This window comes from Streptomyces sp. NPDC033845 (assembly GCF_055576225.1).
This window is the reverse complement of the sequence record NZ_JBVIRI010000001.1, coordinates 738664-756003: the sequence shown is the minus strand read 5'-3', so window position 1 is coordinate 756003 and position 17340 is coordinate 738664. Positions and strand designations below refer to the sequence as shown.

Genomic DNA, 17340 nt, shown 5'->3' with positions numbered 1-17340 from the left:
ATGGACGCCGGCGCGTTGATCGTCTTTGCGCTGCTGATGCTGTTCGCCGTCCTGGGGCTCGGCGCGTGGGCCACGGTCAAAGTGGTCGGCGCCGCCAAGCGGGGAGTGGACCGGACGGTGACCCAGGCCCGGCGCGCCGTCGAGGACACCACCCTGAAGGCGAAGAGCTTCGGGCAGATCGGCGTGGCGGGCAGCCTGGCCCAGCTCCGGCTGGACCTGCGGACCTCCATGCGGGCCACCGAGCAGGCCCTGACCGAGGGCGCGCGGACCGACGCCTCCCTCCGGGAGTCCCTCACCCTCTTCCAGCGGCTGGGCGAGCACGGCCGCGAGCTGGACGAGGAACTGAAGCGGCTGGAGACCGAACCGGACAAGGCCCGGCTCACCGAGCGGCTGCCCGAGCTGCGGGAGCGCACGGAGCGGATCACCCATGCCGCGGAATCGCTGCGCTGGGCGGCCCGGGACCGGGCGCGCCGGTTCGCGGAGGACGACCTGACCGCCCTGTCCGCCGAGATCGAGGTGGAGTCGGGGGCGCTGCGCGACTGGTCCCGGCCCAGCAGCCTGGACGACCTGCTGGCGGAGCCGGGAGCGGGGTCCGGGGCGGGAGCTCCCTACGGGGAGGCGCCCGGGACGCAGGCCGCGCCGGGATCCCGGCCCTCGCTGACCCCGCCGTCCCCGCCCAAGGCCTACCCCTGGCAGAAGTCGGCGGCCCAGCGGCCCCACCCGGAGGCCACCACCTGACCCGGAGGCGCCCCGAGCTGCCACCGGCGGCCCCCGAGCGGTAACCTCCGGCTCATGTCCCGCCATGTCGCGATCATCACCGATTCCACGGCCTACCTGCCGCAACAGGCAATGGCGCGGCACGGGATCACCTCCGTACCGCTCACCGTGGTCCTCGGCGACGAGGCCCTCGAAGAGGGCACCGAGATCTCCGCCCGGAGCCTCGCCGCGGCGCTCCAGAAGCGCCGGCCCGTCACCACCTCCCGGCCCAGCCCGCAGGACTTCGCCCGCGCCTACGCCGCGGCCGCCGAGGCCGGTGCCACCGGGATCGTCAGCCTCCACCTGTCCGCCGAGTTCTCCGGCACCTACGACGCCGCGACGGTCGCCGCCCGGACCGCGCCCGTCCCGGTCCGGGTGGTGGACACCGGCATGGTCGCGATGGCCCTGGGCTTCTGCGCCCTGGCCGCCGCCGAGACCGCCGAGGCCGGCGGCTCCGCCGACGAGGCGGTGGCGGCCGCGGAGAAGCGGGCCGCGGGCATGTCCGCCTTCTTCTACGTGGACACCCTCGACTACCTGCGCCGGGGCGGCCGGATCGGCACCGCCCAGGCCCTGTTCGGCTCGGCCCTGGCGGTGAAGCCGCTGCTCCAGCTGGACGGCGGCCGCATCGAGATGCTGGAGAAGGTCCGGACGGCCTCCAAGGGCATCGCCCGCCTGGAGGAGCTCGCCGTCGACCGGGCGGGCACCGCCGGGGTGGACATCGCGGTGCACCACCTCGCGGCCCCGGAGCGTGCGGAGAAGCTCGCCGACCGGCTGCGCGAACGGGTGCCAGGGCTGGCCGAACTGCATGTCAGCGAGGTCGGCGCGGTGATCGGCGCGCATACCGGGCCGGGGCTGCTGGCCGTGGTGGTGTCGCCTCGCTGATCACCCCGCCGCCCTAGGCTGATCACCCCCCGGGGTGACGGAGATGTCCACAAGGGCCGGGCCGTACACAGGAATCGGTCGTTCCGGACGGGGCGGCGGATTTCTCCCTACCGTCCTGTGGCATGACATCTCCGACGCGTTCCTGGCTCGTCCCGACGGCCTCCGACACTCCTGCTTCCCCCTCCACGAGCATTCTCTCCACGAGCACTCCGTCCACGGTGCGGGTCCTCCGGGAGCGGCGGCGGCGCCGGCGTCCGGTGGATCCGCTGCTGGTGCGGCGGAGGGCCACGGCCGTGCTGGGCGGGGCACCGCCGCCCGTGGTTCCGCCACCGCCCCCGGTGCTGCCGCCCGCTCCGGAGCCCGGGGCGGTGGCGCTCGGGGCGGGGGAGGCCCGGCGGATCGCGGTGCGGGAGCGGCTGCCGCTGTGGGCGCAGGCCCGCTGCGGGCTGGAACGCCGGTCGCTGGTCGCCGTGGCGGTGGTCCTGGCCGTGGCGCTGCTCTTCGCCGGCCGGCAGTACTGGTCCGCCCGGCCGGAGCCGGTGGCGGCCCCGGTCGCCCTGGTCTCGTCCGCCCCCGGGCCCGCGGTGGCGGCTCCTTCCGCCGCCGCGCGCATCGTGGTCGACATCGGAGGCAAGGTCCGGGACCCGGGGGTGCGCCGGCTGCCCGCCGGGTCCCGGGTGGCGGACGCGCTGGCGGCCGCCGGGGGAGTGCGGCCGGGCGCGGACACCACCGGGCTGAACCGTGCCCGGATCCTGACCGACGGGGAGCAGGTGCTGGTGGACGTGCCCGTGCCGCCGGGAGCACCGCCGGTGCCCGCCGTGCCCGGTGCCGTCCCGGCCGGGCCGCCGCTGAGCCTGGGCAGCGCCACCGTGGAGCAGTTGGACGGGCTTCCCGGAGTCGGCCCGGTGCTGGCCCGGCACATCGTGGACTTCCGGACCACCCGCGGCGGGTTCCGCTCGGTGGACGACCTCCGCCAGGTGACCGGTATCGGCGAGCGCCGGTTCGCCGAGCTCAGCCCGCTGGTGCGGCCGTGACCCGCCCGGAGGGGCGGGGCCCGGTCGATCTGCGGCTGGCGGTCCCGGCCGGGGCGGCCTGGCTGGCCGCCGCGCTGGCGCTGGAGCTGCCCGGGGGCTGGACGGCCACCGGAGCGGGGCTGGCCACCGCCGGGGCGGGGGCGCTGGTGCTGGTCGGGCGGCGGGCTCCCGGGCCGCGCCGGGGCACCGGCACGGCCGTGGCCGCGGCCCTGCTCTGCGCGGCCACCGGAGCCGCGGTGGCGGGTCTGGCCCGGGCCGAGGCGCGGGCCGGCCCGGTGCCGGAGCTGGCCTCGGAGCATGCCCGGGTGGCGGTGGAGCTGACCGTGACCACGGACCCCCGGCGGCCCCGAGGGGGCCCGCCCGGGGTGCTGCTGGAGGCCGAGCTGAACCGGGTCACCGCCCCGGACGGCCGGCGCACCCGGGTGGAGACCCCCGTGCTGGTGCTGGCGCGGAACCCGGAATGGGCCCGGCTGCTGCCCTCCACCCGGGTCGCGGTGACGGCCCGGCTGGCCCCTGCCGAGGGCGGTGGGCGGCCGGTGGCGGTGCTCCGGGTGCCCGGCACGGTCCCGCCTGAGCCGGTGGCCGGGCCGGACACCGTCCAGCGGCTGGCGGGCGGGCTGCGGGCCGGGCTGCGGGAGGCCACCGACGGGCTGCCGCCGGACCCGCGGGCCCTGCTGCCCGGTCTGGTCGTCGGGGACACCTCCCGGATCCCGCCGGATCTCGAAGAGTCCTTCCGGGCCACCGATCTGCTGCATCTGCTGGCGGTGTCCGGCTCCAACCTGACCATCGTGCTGTTCCTGCTGATCGGGCCGCCCGCCTCCGCCCAGCACACCGAACGCAGGGGCCTGGCCCCGCTGCTCGGACTGCCGCTGCGGACCACCGCCCTGTGCGGGGCCGTCCTGACCCTCGGGTTCGTGGTGGTCTGCCGGCCTGAGCCCAGCGTGCTGCGGGCCGCCGCCTGCGGAGCCGTCACCCTCCTGGCGATCGCCACCGGCCGCAGGCGCTCGCTGATCCCGGCGCTCGCCGCCGCCGTCCTGCTGCTGGTGCTCTACGAGCCCTGGCTGGCCCGCAGCTACGGCTTCCTGCTGTCGGTGCTCGCCACCGCCGCCCTGCTGACCCTGGCACCGCGCTGGAGCGAGGCCCTGCGCGGGCGGGGGACGCCCGCCCGGCTCGCCGAGGCCCTGGCCGCGGCGGCAGCGGCCCAGGCGGTGTGCGGGCCGGTGGTGGCCGTGCTGGCCGGCCGGGTCAGCCTGGTCGGTGTGCCGTGCAATCTGCTGGCCGAGTTCGCGGCGGGCCCGGCCACGATCCTCGGGTTCGCGGCGCTGGCCGTCGCCCCGGTATGGCCCCAGGGGGCCGAGCTGCTCGCCCGCTGCGCGGCACTGCCCGCGGGCTGGATCGCCCGGGTGGCCCGGAGCGGGGCCGCCCTGCCCGGGGCGGAGCTGTCCTGGCCCGGCGGCTGGGCCGGCGGGCTGCTGCTGGCCGCCGTCACGCTGCTGCTCGCCCTGGCCGCGGCCCGGCTCGGCCGGCGGCGCCGGTCCTGCGCGGTGGCGGCCGTACCGGTGGCCCTGCTGCTCCTGCTGGCGGTGCTGCGGCCGCCCCAGCTCACCCGGCTCGCCACCGGCTGGCCGCCGCCCGGCTGGGTCTACGTCCAGTGCGCGGTGGGCCAGGGCGACGCCGGGGTGCTCCCGGTGGGTCCCGGCACGGCCGTGGTGGTGGACTCCGGGCCCGACCCGGCCGCGGTGGACCGCTGTCTGCGGCTGCTGGGCGTGGAACGGATCCCGCTGCTGCTGCTCACCCACTTCCACGCCGACCACGTGGGAGGCCTGCCCGGGGTGCTGCGGGGCCGGTCCGTGGGCCTGATCCAGACCAGCCCGCTGTCCGAGCCGCCGGACCGGGCCCGCTGGGTCGCCCGGATCGCCAGGGCGGCCCGGGTCCCCGTCCTCCCGGTCCGCGCGGGCGAGGAACGGCGGGCCGGACCGGTGGACTGGCGGGTGCTCTGGCCCCGGCCGGACGGTCCGCTGCCCGAGGGCCCCAACGACGCCAGCGTGGTGCTTCTGGTCCGCACCGGTGGCCTGCGCCTGCTGCTCCTGGGCGACCTCGAACCGCCGGCCCAGCAGGCCCTGCTGCGGACGCATCCGGACCTGCCCGCGTTGGATGTCCTCAAGGTCGCCCACCACGGTTCCGCCCACCAGGACCCGGCCCTGCACGACCGGCTCCGGCCGCGCCTGGCGATCGTCCCGGTCGGCGGGGACAACCGGTACGGACATCCCGCCCCGGCCACCCTGGAGCGGCTGCGGGCGGGCGGTGCGGCCGTGCTGCGCACCGACACCGACGGCCCGGTCGCGGTCACCGGGTCCGGGGCCGCACTGCGGGCGGTGCCGGCCGGGCGCCGCCGACGGGACACCCGTGACGGGCGGGCGTGTTCTGTTTGCCCCGAACCCGGCATCATGATCGAATGCCTTCTCGCCAAACAGGCGTACGTTCCATCAGCACGGGGGTGCATGCATCATGTTCGGTCGCCGGCGGGGGCTGGAGACGGCCGGAAGCGCCAGTCGGTCCACAACCGCGACACTGACCCTGCCGCCGACGGCCGGGTTGCTCTCCTGCCGGGTGCTCGACGCCCTGCACCAGCCGGTGCGGCAGGCCCGGTTCGAGGTGACCGACCCGATCGGCCGGCGCGTGGTGAGCGGGGAGACCGACCCGTACGGCGGGTTCGCCGCGGCGGTGCCGGAGGGCGAGTACCGGATGTCGGTGTCGGCCGAGGGCTTCGCCCCGTTCCACGGGAGCACCCTGGTCGGGGAGGGCGCGCAGCCGGGCGACCGGGAGGTCGTCCTGGAGCCGGTGGAGCCGCCGCTGCTGCCGCAGCCGGGCCACTGGGAGATCGACCCGGGCCACTCCTCGATCGGTTTCACGGCCCGGCACATCGGACTGGCCCGGATCCGGGGCCGGTTCAACACCTTCGCCGGAGCGGTCCGGATAGCCGACCGCATGGAGGACTCCTCCATGCACGTGATCATCGACGCGGCGAGCATCGACACCGGGATGCGGCTGAGGGACGACCACCTCCGGTCGGCGGACTTCCTGGACTCCGCCCGGCACCCGACCGTCGAGTTCTACAGCGAGCGGTTCATCCACCGCAGCGGCAGCCGCTGGGCGGTCGCCGGAGCCCTCACCCTGCACGGGGTGAGCCGATCGGTGACCCTGGACACCCGGTACCTGGGCGTCGGCACCGGGCTGGAGGGCGAGCCCCGGGCGGCCTGCCGGGCCACCGCCGAACTGCACCGCGAGGACTTCACCCTGAACTGGCAGTCGATGCTGGCCCACGGGATCGCGGCGATCGGTTCCAGCATCGAGGTGGATCTGGACGTCCAGATCGTCCACAAGGCCTGACCGTCCCGCCGCCCGGGCCGGTCAGGGGGCTTCGAGCCAGCCCTCGTACTCGTCGGCGAGGGCGTCCAGGGCCGCCGGGTCGTAGCGGCTGTCCGGGTCCTCGACCACCACCAGCCACTGGGCGTCCTCGGCGTCGTCCTCCCCGGCGAGGGCGTCGCGGACCAGTTGGGGCTCCTCGGGCAGACCGAAGCGGTCGGACAGCTCCCCGGCGACCTCCTCGGCGGCGTCGCGGTCGGGCAGGACCAGTACATGTCGCAGGTTCACCGGACCATTCTCCGGCACGCGGGGGAGTGTCGGCGGGGCGTGGGATGCTGGAGCCGATGGCCACCAGGAAGAATTCCACCGATGATCCGCTCGCCCCGCTCACCCTCGCGGTGGGGCAGGAGGACCTGCTGCTCGACCGCGCGGTGCGGGAGGTGGTGGCGGCGGCCCGGGCGTCGGACGCCGACACCGATGTCCGCGACCTCGCCCCCGAGCAGCTGCAACCGGGCACGCTCGCCCAGCTCACCAGTCCCTCGCTGTTCGCCGAACGCAAGGTCGTGATCGTCCGCAACGCGCAGGACCTGTCCGCGGACGCGATCAAGGACGTCAAGGGGTATCTGGCCGCGCCGGTCGAGGAGATCACCCTCGTCCTGCTGCATGCCGGCGGCGCCAAGGGCAAGGCGCTGCTGGACGTGGCGCGCAAGGCGGGCGCCCGGGAGGTCGCCTGCCCCAAGATGACCAAGGCCGGGGACCGGCTGGCCTTCGTCCGGACCGAGTTCCGCACCCTGGGCCGCTCGGCCACCCCCGAGGCCTCGCAGACCCTGGTGGACGCCATCGGCAGCGACCTCCGGGAGCTCGCCAGCGCCGTGACCCAGCTGTGCGCGGACGTCGAGGGCACCATCGACGAGGCGGTGGTCGGCCGCTACTACACCGGCCGTGCCGAGGCCTCCAGCTTCGAGGTCGCCGACCGGGCGGTCGAGGGCCGGGCGGCCGAGGCCCTGGAGGCCCTCCGCTGGTCGCTGTCCACCGGAGTGGCCCCCGTACTGATCACCAGCGCCCTCGCCCAGGGCGTCCGGGCCATCGGCAAGCTGGCCTCCGCCCCGCGCGGGGCCCGGCCGGGCGATCTGGCCCGGGACCTGGGGATGCCGCCGTGGAAGATCGACCGGGTCCGCCAGCAGATGCGGGGCTGGTCCGCGGACGGCGTGGCCGACGCCCTCCGAGCGATCGCGGAGGCCGACGCCGGCGTCAAGGGCGGCGGCGACGACCCCGAGTACGCCCTGGAGAAGGCCGTCGTGGCGGTGGCCCGGGCCGCCCGCCCCCAACGCCCCCGCTAGGGCGTCTCCTCCGGCTCTCGCCGGCCCCGGGGCCGGCGGGCCCGTCGGGGTACGGCGAAGGCCCCGGGCCGCCCTGGGGAGGGCGGGCCGGGGCCTTCGGTTTCCGATCAGTGCGCCGCACCCGCGTGGCGAACGCAGGCCGCGTGCGGCGCGTAGTGCCGGTCAGGAGCGGATGAGAGGGCCCGCTGGTTCCCTTCCGGCGTTCACATCGAGAGCTCAGCCCTGCAGGGAGGCAACCTTGGAGGCCAGCGCCGACTTCTTGTTGGCGGCGGCGTTCTTGTGGATGACACCCTTCGAGACAGCCTTGTCGAGCGCACGCGAGGCGGCGCGGGAAGCCACGGTGGCCTTCTCGACGTCGCCGGCGGCCACGGCCTCACGGGCCTTGCGGATCGCGGTCTTGAGCGAGGACTTGACGGCCTTGTTGCGCAGGCGCGCCTTCTCGTTCGTCTTGTTCCGCTTGATCTGGGACTTGATGTTCGCCACGAAAGAGCCTTTTCAGGTTCAGAGTTTGATCAGAAGTTGATCCTCGAATTGTGTCCCGACAGCTGAGAGGGCATACGAGACACAGCTGCCCAGGTTACCAGGCCCGGTTTGGGCGGCCCAAACCGAGCACACTCGCCCGGTCATGGGACCATGGGTGTCTGCGTACCGTTTCCGTCTGCGACCCGAGAATCAGGACACTGCGTGCCCGCGATCCCCAGCCACGTGCCCGAGCCGAGCCGTACCGACCCGGCGCTGATCCGCAACTTCTGCATCATCGCTCACATCGACCACGGCAAGTCGACCCTCGCCGACCGGATGCTCCAGCTCACCGGCGTCGTCGACCAGCGGCAGATGCGTGCCCAGTACCTCGACCGCATGGACATCGAGCGTGAGCGCGGCATCACCATCAAGTCGCAGGCGGTCCGTCTGCCCTGGGCGCCCACCTCGGGCGAGGGCCAGGGCTCGACGCACATCCTGAACATGATCGACACGCCGGGTCACGTCGACTTCACCTACGAGGTCTCCCGTTCCCTCGCGGCCTGCGAGGGCACCGTCCTCCTGGTGGACGCGGCCCAGGGCATCGAGGCCCAGACCCTCGCCAACCTGTACCTGGCGATGGAGAACGACCTGGCGATCGTCCCGGTCCTGAACAAGATCGACCTGCCGGCCGCCCAGCCGGAGAAGTTCGCCGAGGAGCTGGCGAACCTGGTGGGCTGCCAGCCCGAGGACGTGCTGCGGGTCTCCGCGAAGACCGGGCTCGGCGTGGACGCGCTGCTCGACAAGGTGGTGGCCACCGTCCCGGCCCCGGTCGGCGTCAAGGACGCCCCGGCCCGCGCGATGATCTTCGACTCGGTCTACGACTCGTACCGCGGCGTCGTCACCTACGTCCGTGTGGTCGACGGCCAGCTCAACAAGCGCGAGCGGATCCGGATGATGTCCACCGGAGCCACCCACGAGCTGCTGGAGATCGGTGTCTCCTCGCCCGAGATGACCCCCTCCGACGGCATCGGCGTCGGCGAGGTGGGCTACATCATCACCGGCGTGAAGGACGTCCGTCAGTCCAAGGTCGGTGACACCATCACCAGCCTGCACAACGGCGCCACCGAAGCCCTCGGCGGCTACAAGGACCCGCGCCCGATGGTCTTCTCGGGCCTCTACCCGCTCGACGGCTCCGACTACCCGGACCTGCGCGAGGCCCTGGACAAGCTCCAGCTCAACGACGCCGCCCTGGTCTACGAGCCGGAGACCTCGGCCGCCCTCGGCTTCGGCTTCCGGGTGGGCTTCCTCGGCCTGCTGCACCTCGACGTGGTCCGCGAGCGCCTGGAGCGGGAGTTCGGCCTCGACCTGATCGCCACCGCCCCCAACGTGGTCTACCGCGTGGTCCAGGAGGACGGCAAGGAGGTCACGGTCACCAACCCGAGCGAGTTCCCCGAGGGCAAGATCTCGGACGTGTTCGAGCCGGTCGTCCGCGCCACCGTCCTCGCCCCGACCGAGTTCATCGGCGCGATCATGGAGCTGTGCCAGCAGCGCCGCGGCACCCTCCTCGGCATGGACTACCTCTCCGAGGACCGGGTCGAGATCCGCTACACCCTGCCGCTCGCCGAGATCGTCTTCGACTTCTTCGACCAGCTGAAGTCCAAGACCCGCGGCTACGCCTCCCTCGACTACGAGCCCACCGGCGAGCAGGCCTCCAGCCTGGTCAAGGTGGACATCCTGCTGCACGGCGACAAGGTCGACGCCTTCTCCGCCGTCACGCACAAGGACGCCGCCTACGCCTACGGCGTCCGGCTGGTCGCCAAGCTGCGCGAGCTCATCCCGCGGCAGGCCTTCGAGGTGCCCATCCAGGCCGCCGTCGGCTCCCGGGTGATCGCCCGCGAGACCATCCGGGCCATCCGCAAGGACGTCCTCGCCAAGTGCTACGGCGGCGACATCTCCCGCAAGCGGAAGCTGCTGGAGAAGCAGAAGGAAGGCAAGAAGCGGATGAAGATGGTCGGCTCCGTGGAGGTCCCCCAGGAGGCCTTCATCGCGGTGCTGTCCAGCGACGACTCCGGCGGCAAGAAGAAGTAGCGCGCCACGCGCCCCGGGCGGCCGCCCGGGATGCGGAAGCGGCCCCCGTGCTCCGGCTCGGGGGCCGCTTTCGTTATGAATCGGCAGCTCCAGGCCTCTTACGTGCCGGGCGGGCGGCCCCCTACGCTGATGCCTGCTCGTTGGTTACTCGCCAGTTACACAAGCCCTGCCGCCTGGTCCGGAGGATGTCGTGAGCGACACACAGACGATGATCGAGAACCGCCCGCCCTCAGTGGCGGCCCTCTTCCTTGAGCGTGTCGCAGCCACCCCGGACGCCGAGGCGTACCGCTATCCGGTGCCCTCCGCCGCCGGCGGCCCCGACGACTGGAAGTCGCTGAGCTGGGGCCAGGCCGCGGAGCGGGTCTTCGCCATCGCCGCCGGCCTCGTCGAGCTCGGGGTGGGCTCCGAGCAGCGGGTCGCCCTGGCCTCCAACACCCGGGTGGAGTGGATCCTCGCCGACCTGGGCGTGATGTGCGCCGGCGCGGCGACCACCACCGTCTACCCCAGCACCAACGCCGAGGAGTCCGCCTACATCCTGGCCGACTCGGCGAGCCGGGTGCTGATCGCCGAGGACGCCTCCCAGCTGGCCAAGGCCCGCGAGCACCGCGCCGACCTCCCCGAGCTCGTCCACGTCGTGGTGATGGACCCCGCCGACGCGGTGCCCGCCGAGGGCGACCCGGAGGGCTGGGTGATCTCCCTGGCCGATCTGGAGGCCCGCGGCAGGGAGCACCTGGCCAAGCACCCGGCGGCGGTCAAGGACCGGGTCGCGGCCATCACCGCCGACCAGCTCGCCACCCTGATCTACACCTCCGGCACCACCGGCCGCCCCAAGGGGGTCCGGCTGCCGCACGACAACTGGTCGTACCTGGCCAAGGCCATGACCGCCACCGGCCTGATCCACCAGGACGACGTCCAGTACCTGTGGCTGCCGCTGGCCCACGTCTTCGGCAAGGTGCTGACCTCCGGGCAGATCGAGGTCGGCCACGTCACCGCCGTCGACGGCCGCATCGACAAGATCATCGAGAACCTCCCGGTGGTCCAGCCGACCTACATGGCGGCCGTCCCGCGGATCTTCGAGAAGGTCTACAACGGGGTCGCGGCCAAGGCCCGGGCCGGCGGCGGCGCCAAGTACAAGATCTTCCAGTGGGCCGCCGGAACGGCCCGCGAGTACGCCAAGGTCAGCCAGGACAACTTCCGGCGCACCGGCCGCGCGGGCGCCCCCCTCGGCCTCACCGCCAGGCACAAGGTCGCCGACGTCCTCGTCTACTCCAAGCTCCGCGAGGCCTTCGGCGGCCGGCTGCGCGCCGCCATCTCCGGCGCCTCCGGCCTCGCCCCGGACATCGGCTTCTTCTTCTCCGGCGCCGGCATCCACATCCTGGAGGGCTACGGGCTCACCGAGTCCAGCGCCGCCTCCTTCGTCAACCCCGGCGAGGCCTACCGCACCGGCACCGTCGGCAAGCCGCTCCCCGGCACCGAGGTCCGCATCGCCGACGACGGCGAGATCCTGCTCCGCGGCCCCGGGATCATGGAGGGCTACCACGGCCTCCCCGAGAAGACCGCCGAGGTCCTGGAGTCCGACGGCTGGCTGCACACCGGGGACATCGGCGAGCTCTCCGCCGACGGCTACCTCCGCATCACCGACCGCAAGAAGGACCTGATCAAGACCTCCGGCGGCAAGTACGTCGCCCCGGCCGAGATCGAGGGCCGCTTCAAGGCGGTCTGCCCCTACGTCTCCAACCTCGTGGTGCACGGCGCCGACCGGAACTTCTGCACCGCCCTGATCGCCCTCGACGGCCCCGCCATCCTCGGCTGGGCCGCCGAGAACGGCCTGGCCGGCAAGAGCTACGCCGAGGTGGTCGCCGCCCCGGAGACCAACCGGCTGATCGAGACCTACGTCCAGACCCTCAACCAGGACCTCCAGCGCTGGCAGACGGTCAAGAAGTTCCGCCTCCTGCCGCGCGACCTCGACGTGGAGCACGGCGACCTCACCCCCAGCCTCAAGCTGAAGCGCCCGGTGGTGGAGCGCGAGTTCAAGCACCTCATCGAGGAGATGTACGAGGGCGCCCGCGAGGCGTAGCGGGGCGCCCGGCCGGGTCGCGGCCGGGCGGTCCGGGCGACCCGGGCAGTGCGGGACAATGGGCCCATGCCTTCCGCACTGCCCGACGGTGAGCCGCAGCCCGACGACGGGGCCCTGCCCTCGCACGCCCTGGAGGGCGCGGCGGCCCGGCCGCTCGGCTTCTACCTGCACGTCCCGTACTGCGCCACCCGCTGCGGCTACTGCGACTTCAACACCTACACCGCCACCGAGCTGCGCGGCTCCGGCGGGGTCCTGGCCTCCCGGGACAACTACGCCGACACCCTCACCGACGAGGTCCGCCTCGCCCGCAAGGTGCTCGGCGACGACCCGCGGCCGGTGCGGACCGTGTTCGTCGGCGGCGGCACGCCCACCCTGCTGGCCGCGGCCGACCTGGTCCGGATGCTCGGGGCGATCCGCGAGGAGTTCGGGCTCGCCCCCGACGCCGAGGTGACCACCGAGGCCAATCCGGAGTCCGTCACCCCCGAGTACCTGGCGGAGCTGCGGGCCGGCGGCTTCAACCGGATCTCCTTCGGCATGCAGAGCGCCAAGCAGCACGTCCTGAGGATCCTCGACCGGACCCACACCCCCGGCCGCCCCGAGGCCTGTGTCGCGGAGGCGCGGGCGGCCGGCTTCGAGCACGTCAACCTGGACCTGATCTACGGCACCCCCGGCGAGTCCGACCAGGACTGGCGCGACTCCCTCGCGGCCGCCCTCGGCGCGGGCCCCGACCACATCAGCGCCTACGCGCTGATCGTCGAGGAGGGCACCCAGCTGGCCCGCCGGATCCGCCGCGGCGAGGTCCCGATGACCGACGACGACGTGCACGCCGACCGCTATCTGATCGCCGACGAGGCCATGCGGGACGCCGGCTACCACTGGTACGAGGTGTCCAACTGGGCCTCCTCCGCAGCCGGCCGCTGCCTGCACAACGAGCTCTACTGGCGCGGCGCCGACTGGTGGGGCGCCGGACCGGGCGCGCACTCGCACGTGGGCGGGGTGCGCTGGTGGAACGTGAAGCACCCCGGCGCCTACGCCGCCGCGCTCGCCGAGGGCCGCTCGCCCGGGGCGGGCCGCGAGGTGCTGTCCGCCGAGGACCGGCGGGTGGAGCGGATCCTGCTGGAGCTCCGGCTGCTGTCCGGCTGCCCGCTGTCGCTGCTGGCCCCCGCCGGACTGGCCGCCTCCCGGCGGGCCGTGGCCGAGGGCCTGCTGGAGCCCGGCCCCTACGAGGAGGGCCGCGCGGTCCTCACCCTGCGCGGCCGGCTGCTGGCCGACGCCGTGGTCCGGGACCTCACCGACTGAGCCCGGCCGTTACGGCCTGACCCGGCCGCTACGGCCTGAGCCCGACCGCTAGGGCCCCGTGGTGACGTGGTCGATGAGGTGCTCCACCGGGCCCAGCAGCGCCGGTTCCAGGTCCCGGTAGGAGCGCACCCGGGACAGGATGTGCTGCCAGGCGGCGCCGGTGTTCTCCGGCCAGCCCAGGGCCCGGCAGACGCCGGTCTTCCAGTCCTGCCCGGGCGGCACCACCGGCCAGGCCGGGATGCCCAGCGCGGAGGGCTTCACGGCCTGCCAGACGTCCACGTAGGGGTGACCCACCACCAGCACGTGCGGGCCCGTCACGGAGGCCGCCAGACGGGATTCCTTCGACCCCGGCACCAGATGGTCCACCAGCACCCCCAGCCGGGCGTCCGCGGCCGGACCGAACTCCGCGACGACCGCCGGGAGGTCGTCCACCCCGGACAGGTACTCCACGACCACCCCCTCGATCCGCAGGTCGTCGCCCCACACCCGCTCCACCAGCTCGGCGTCGTGCCGGCCCTCCACGTAGATCCGGCCGGCCCGCGCCACCCGGGCCCGGGCCCCCGGCACGGCCAGCGAGCCCGAGGCGGTCCGGGCCGGGGCGGCCGGCGCCCGGGACGGGCGGACCAGGGTGACCACGGCGCCCTCCAGCAGGAACCCGCGCGGCTCCAGCGGGAACACCCGGCGCTTGCCGAAGCGGTCCTCCAGGGTCACCGTGGCGCCCTCGCAGGCCACCACCGCCCCGCAGAACTCCGTACCGGCCACCTCCACCACCAGGTCCCGGTCCGCCGGCACCTCCGGCACCGGCTTGGGGCGCTTCCAGGCGGGCGTCAGATCGGGGGAGTATTCGCGCATCCGGCCGAGGATAGGGACCGCGGGCCGCGGTTCAAGACGACACGCCGAACCGGTCCGCCAGTGTGGCGCGCTGCGCACGGACGAAGGCCGCGTCGACCACCGCCCCGTGCCCCGGCACGTACGCGGCATCCTCGCCGCCCAGGTCCAGCAGCCGGTCCAGGGCGGCCGGCCAGCGGGCCGGCACCGCGTCCGGGCCGGCCGACGGATCGCCGGACTCCTCGACCAGGTCCCCGCAGAACACCACCTCGCGCTCCCCGCCGGGCACGAACACCGCCAGGTCGTGCGGGGTGTGGCCGGGGCCCACGTTGGCCAGCAGCACCTGCACCCCGCCCAGCTCCAGGGTCCACTCGCCGGACACCAGGTGCCGGGGCGGGGTCAGCAGCTCGGCGGAGTCCGCGGCATCCGCCTCCGGCAGCCCATGCCGGACCGCGTCCGAGCGCAGCTCCTCGCGCCCGGCGGGGGTGCCGAGGACGGTGTCCAGGCCGACCGGGCCGAAGACCTCGGCCCCGGCGAACGCCGCCACCCCCAGCACATGGTCGAAATGTCCGTGGGTGAATGCGATATGGGTCACCCGGCGACCGGTCAGCCGCTCCGTCTCGGCCCGCACCGCGGCGCCCTCGCGGAGGCTGGAGCCGGGGTCGACCAGGAGCACCGACCCGTCTCCCACCACCAGTCCCACCGTGCAGTCCCACACCGGGAGCCGCCGCCGGCCGGTCCGCGGACCCAGCCGTTCCCAGCCCGCCTCTTCCCATCGCACGTCCATGCCGCGACGCTACCGTGACGGGCTCCCTTGCCCGCGGTGCACCTGCCCGCCGTACACTGACCGGGGATCTCTGGCACTCAAACCCGGTGAGTGCCAATCGGGGGACGACCGGAACCGACCGTTTGGAGGTGGCGCGCGATGCTCAGCGAACGCAGGCTCGAAGTGCTGCGCGCCATCGTCCAGGACTATGTCGGCACCGAGGAGCCGGTCGGCTCCAAGGCGCTCACCGAGCGGCACGCCCTCGGCGTCTCGCCCGCCACCGTCCGCAACGACATGGCGGTGCTGGAGGAGGAGGGGTACATCGCCCAGCCCCACACCAGCGCCGGACGCATCCCCACCGACAAGGGCTACCGCCTCTTCGTCGACAAGCTGGCCGGGGTCAAGCCCCTCTCGACGCCCGAGCGGCGCGCCATCCAGAACTTCCTCGACGGCGCCGTGGACCTCGACGACGTGGTCGGCCGCACGGTCCGGCTGCTCGCCCAGCTGACCCGGCAGGTCGCGGTGGTCCAGTACCCCTCGCTGACCCGCTCCACGGTCCGCCACGTGGAACTGCTGCTGCTCGCGCCCGCCCGGCTGATGCTCGTCCTGATCACCGACACCGGCCGGGTCGAGCAGCGGCTGGTGGACTGTCCGGCGCCGTTCGGCGAGACCCCGCTCGCCGACCTGCGGGCCCGGCTCAACGGAGCGGTCGTCGGCCGCCGGTTCGCGGACGTCCCGCAGCTGGTCCAGGACCTGCCGGAATCCTTCGAGGCCGAGGACCGGGCGACCGTCTCCACGGTCCTCGCCACCCTCCTCGAAACCCTGGTCGAGGAGACCGAGGAGCGGCTGATGATCGGCGGCACCGCCAATCTCACCCGCTTCGGACACGACTTCCCCCTGACCATCAGGCCGGTGCTGGAAGCGCTGGAGGAGCAGGTCGTGCTCCTCAAGCTGCTCGGCGAGGCCAGTGAGTCGGGGATGACCGTACGCATCGGCCACGAGAACGCCTACGAGGGACTCAACTCCACGTCGGTGGTCTCGGTCGGCTACGGTTCGGGCGGCGAAGCAGTCGCCAAACTCGGCGTGGTCGGACCGACCCGCATGGACTACCCCGGAACGATGGGAGCGGTACGCGCAGTGGCACGTTACGTCGGACAGATCCTGGCGGAGTCGTAAGTGGCCACGGACTACTACGCCGTTCTCGGCGTGCGCCGCGACGCATCGCAGGACGAGATCAAGAAGGCCTTCCGGCGGCTCGCCCGCGAGCTGCACCCGGACGTGAACCCCGATCCCAAGACGCAGGAGCGTTTCAAGGAGATCAACGCCGCGTACGAGGTGCTGTCGGACCCGCAGAAGAAGCAGGTCTACGACCTCGGCGGCGACCCGCTGTCCTCCTCGGGCGGCGGCGGCGCGGGCGGGTTCGGAGCCGGCGGCTTCGGCAACTTCTCGGACATCATGGACGCCTTCTTCGGCCAGGCCTCGCAGCGCGGACCGCGCTCGCGGACCCGCCGCGGCCAGGACGCCATGATCCGCCTCGACCTGGAGCTGGACGAGGCCGCCTTCGGCACCACCAAGGACATCCAGGTCGACACGGCCGTGGTCTGCACCACCTGCTCCGGTGAGGGCGCCGCCCCCGGCACCTCCGCGCAGACCTGCGACATGTGCCGCGGCCGCGGCGAGGTCTCCCAGGTCACCCGGTCCTTCCTCGGCCAGGTCATGACCTCCCGCCCCTGCCCGCAGTGCCAGGGCTTCGGCACCGTGGTCCCGACCCCCTGCCCGGAGTGCGCGGGCGACGGCCGGGTCCGGTCCCGCCGCAACCTCACGGTCAAGATCCCGGCCGGTGTGGAGAACGGCACCCGGATCCAGCTGTCCGGGGAGGGCGAGGTCGGCCCCGGCGGCGGCCCCGCCGGCGACCTGTACGTGGAGATCCACGAACTCCCGCACCCGACGTTCCAGCGGCGCGGCGACGACCTGCACTGCACGGTCACCATCCCCATGACGGCGGCCGCGCTGGGTACCAAGTGCCCGCTGGAGACCCTGGACGGCATGGAGGAGATCGACATCCGGCCCGGCACCCAGTCCGGCCAGTCGATCCCGCTGCACGGCCGGGGCGTCACCCACCTCCGGGGCAACGGGCGCGGGGACCTCATCGTGCACGTGGAGGTCACCACCCCGAACAAGCTGGACCCGCAGCAGGAGGACCTGCTGCGCCAGCTGGCCAAGCTGCGCGGCGAGGAGCGCCCCACGGGCCAGTTCCAGCCCGGCCAGCAGGGACTGTTCAGCCGTCTGAAGGACGCCTTCAACGGTCGTTGATCCGTTGCGGCGGGGGGGCCCCCCCCCCGCGCCGGGCCCCCCCGCCGCCCGGCCAATGCCGCCCCCAAAACCGCCAGGGCCCCGTGGCGGGGGGAGGGGCCGGACCCCCGCAGGGCCCCCCCGCCGGCC

Annotated in this window: 14 protein-coding genes and 1 pseudogene; 11 read left to right on the top strand and 4 right to left on the bottom strand. The window is 73.9% G+C overall.

Annotated elements, in window-relative coordinates:
• From ACZ50K_RS03500 to ACZ50K_RS03480, 5 genes and pseudogenes are all read left to right on the top strand, one after another.
• Positions 1-738 (top strand): hypothetical protein, encoded by a 738-nt coding sequence (locus tag ACZ50K_RS03500; protein ID WP_468896907.1) that lies wholly within the window; start codon positions 1-3, stop codon positions 736-738.
• Positions 739-792: 54 nt separating this feature from the next.
• The gene (locus ACZ50K_RS03495; RefSeq protein ID WP_468896905.1) at positions 793-1638 is read left to right on the top strand and encodes a DegV family protein; all 846 of its coding nucleotides are present in this window, start codon (positions 793-795) and stop codon (positions 1636-1638) included.
• Positions 1639-1760: 122 nt separating this feature from the next.
• Positions 1761-2672, top strand: coding sequence for a ComEA family DNA-binding protein (locus tag ACZ50K_RS03490; RefSeq protein ID WP_468896903.1), 912 nt, complete (start codon positions 1761-1763; stop codon positions 2670-2672).
• A pseudogene (locus ACZ50K_RS03485) lies at positions 2669-5059 on the top strand (ComEC/Rec2 family competence protein); the annotation flags it as partial. The gene ACZ50K_RS03490 and the pseudogene ACZ50K_RS03485, both read left to right, overlap by 4 nt.
• Before the next feature lie 121 nt (positions 5060-5180).
• Entirely contained in the window at positions 5181-6062 is an 882-nt protein-coding gene (locus ACZ50K_RS03480; RefSeq protein ID WP_468896901.1) for a YceI family protein, read from the top strand.
• A 21-nt stretch (positions 6063-6083) separates the two neighbouring features.
• Here the strand turns inward: ACZ50K_RS03480 and ACZ50K_RS03475 are convergent, their stop codons facing one another.
• Positions 6084-6326: a hypothetical protein gene (locus ACZ50K_RS03475; protein WP_468896899.1), complete on the bottom strand. Its 243-nt coding sequence runs from the start codon at positions 6324-6326 to the stop codon at positions 6084-6086.
• 56 nt (positions 6327-6382) lie between these two features.
• Here ACZ50K_RS03475 and holA point away from each other — a divergent pair, with 56 nt between their 5' ends.
• Positions 6383-7378, top strand: coding sequence for a DNA polymerase III subunit delta (gene holA, locus ACZ50K_RS03470; protein ID WP_468897207.1), 996 nt, complete (start codon positions 6383-6385; stop codon positions 7376-7378).
• Positions 7379-7594: 216 nt separating this feature from the next.
• On the opposite strand, the gene rpsT is transcribed toward holA, so the two are convergent.
• On the bottom strand, positions 7595-7861 hold the full coding sequence (rpsT, locus tag ACZ50K_RS03465; protein WP_030297183.1) for a 30S ribosomal protein S20: 267 nt from the start codon (positions 7859-7861) through the stop codon (positions 7595-7597).
• Between the two features lie 201 nt (positions 7862-8062).
• On the opposite strand from rpsT, the gene lepA reads away from it, so the two are divergent.
• From lepA to hemW, 3 genes are all read left to right on the top strand, one after another.
• The gene (gene lepA / locus ACZ50K_RS03460) at positions 8063-9928 is read left to right on the top strand and encodes a translation elongation factor 4 (RefSeq protein ID WP_468896897.1); all 1866 of its coding nucleotides are present in this window, start codon (positions 8063-8065) and stop codon (positions 9926-9928) included.
• 190 nt (positions 9929-10118) lie between these two features.
• A complete protein-coding gene (locus ACZ50K_RS03455) occupies positions 10119-12005 on the top strand; it encodes an AMP-dependent synthetase/ligase (RefSeq protein WP_468896895.1) in 1887 nt (628 codons plus the stop codon).
• A 66-nt stretch (positions 12006-12071) separates the two neighbouring features.
• Positions 12072-13304, top strand: coding sequence for a radical SAM family heme chaperone HemW (hemW, locus tag ACZ50K_RS03450; protein ID WP_468896893.1), 1233 nt, complete (start codon positions 12072-12074; stop codon positions 13302-13304).
• Between the two features lie 48 nt (positions 13305-13352).
• Here hemW and ACZ50K_RS03445 read toward each other — a convergent pair whose 3' ends face one another.
• Together ACZ50K_RS03445 and ACZ50K_RS03440 are read right to left on the bottom strand one after the other, a co-directional pair.
• Positions 13353-14156 (bottom strand): DUF3097 domain-containing protein, encoded by an 804-nt coding sequence (locus ACZ50K_RS03445; RefSeq protein WP_468896891.1) that lies wholly within the window; start codon positions 14154-14156, stop codon positions 13353-13355.
• A 31-nt stretch (positions 14157-14187) separates the two neighbouring features.
• A complete protein-coding gene (locus ACZ50K_RS03440; RefSeq protein ID WP_468896889.1) occupies positions 14188-14919 on the bottom strand; it encodes an MBL fold metallo-hydrolase in 732 nt (243 codons plus the stop codon).
• Between the two features lie 138 nt (positions 14920-15057).
• On the opposite strand from ACZ50K_RS03440, the gene hrcA reads away from it, so the two are divergent.
• A complete protein-coding gene (hrcA, locus tag ACZ50K_RS03435; RefSeq protein ID WP_468896887.1) occupies positions 15058-16074 on the top strand; it encodes a heat-inducible transcriptional repressor HrcA in 1017 nt (338 codons plus the stop codon).
• Entirely contained in the window at positions 16075-17211 is a 1137-nt protein-coding gene (gene dnaJ, locus ACZ50K_RS03430) for a molecular chaperone DnaJ (protein ID WP_468896885.1), read from the top strand.
• The last annotated feature ends 129 nt before the right edge of the window (positions 17212-17340 follow it).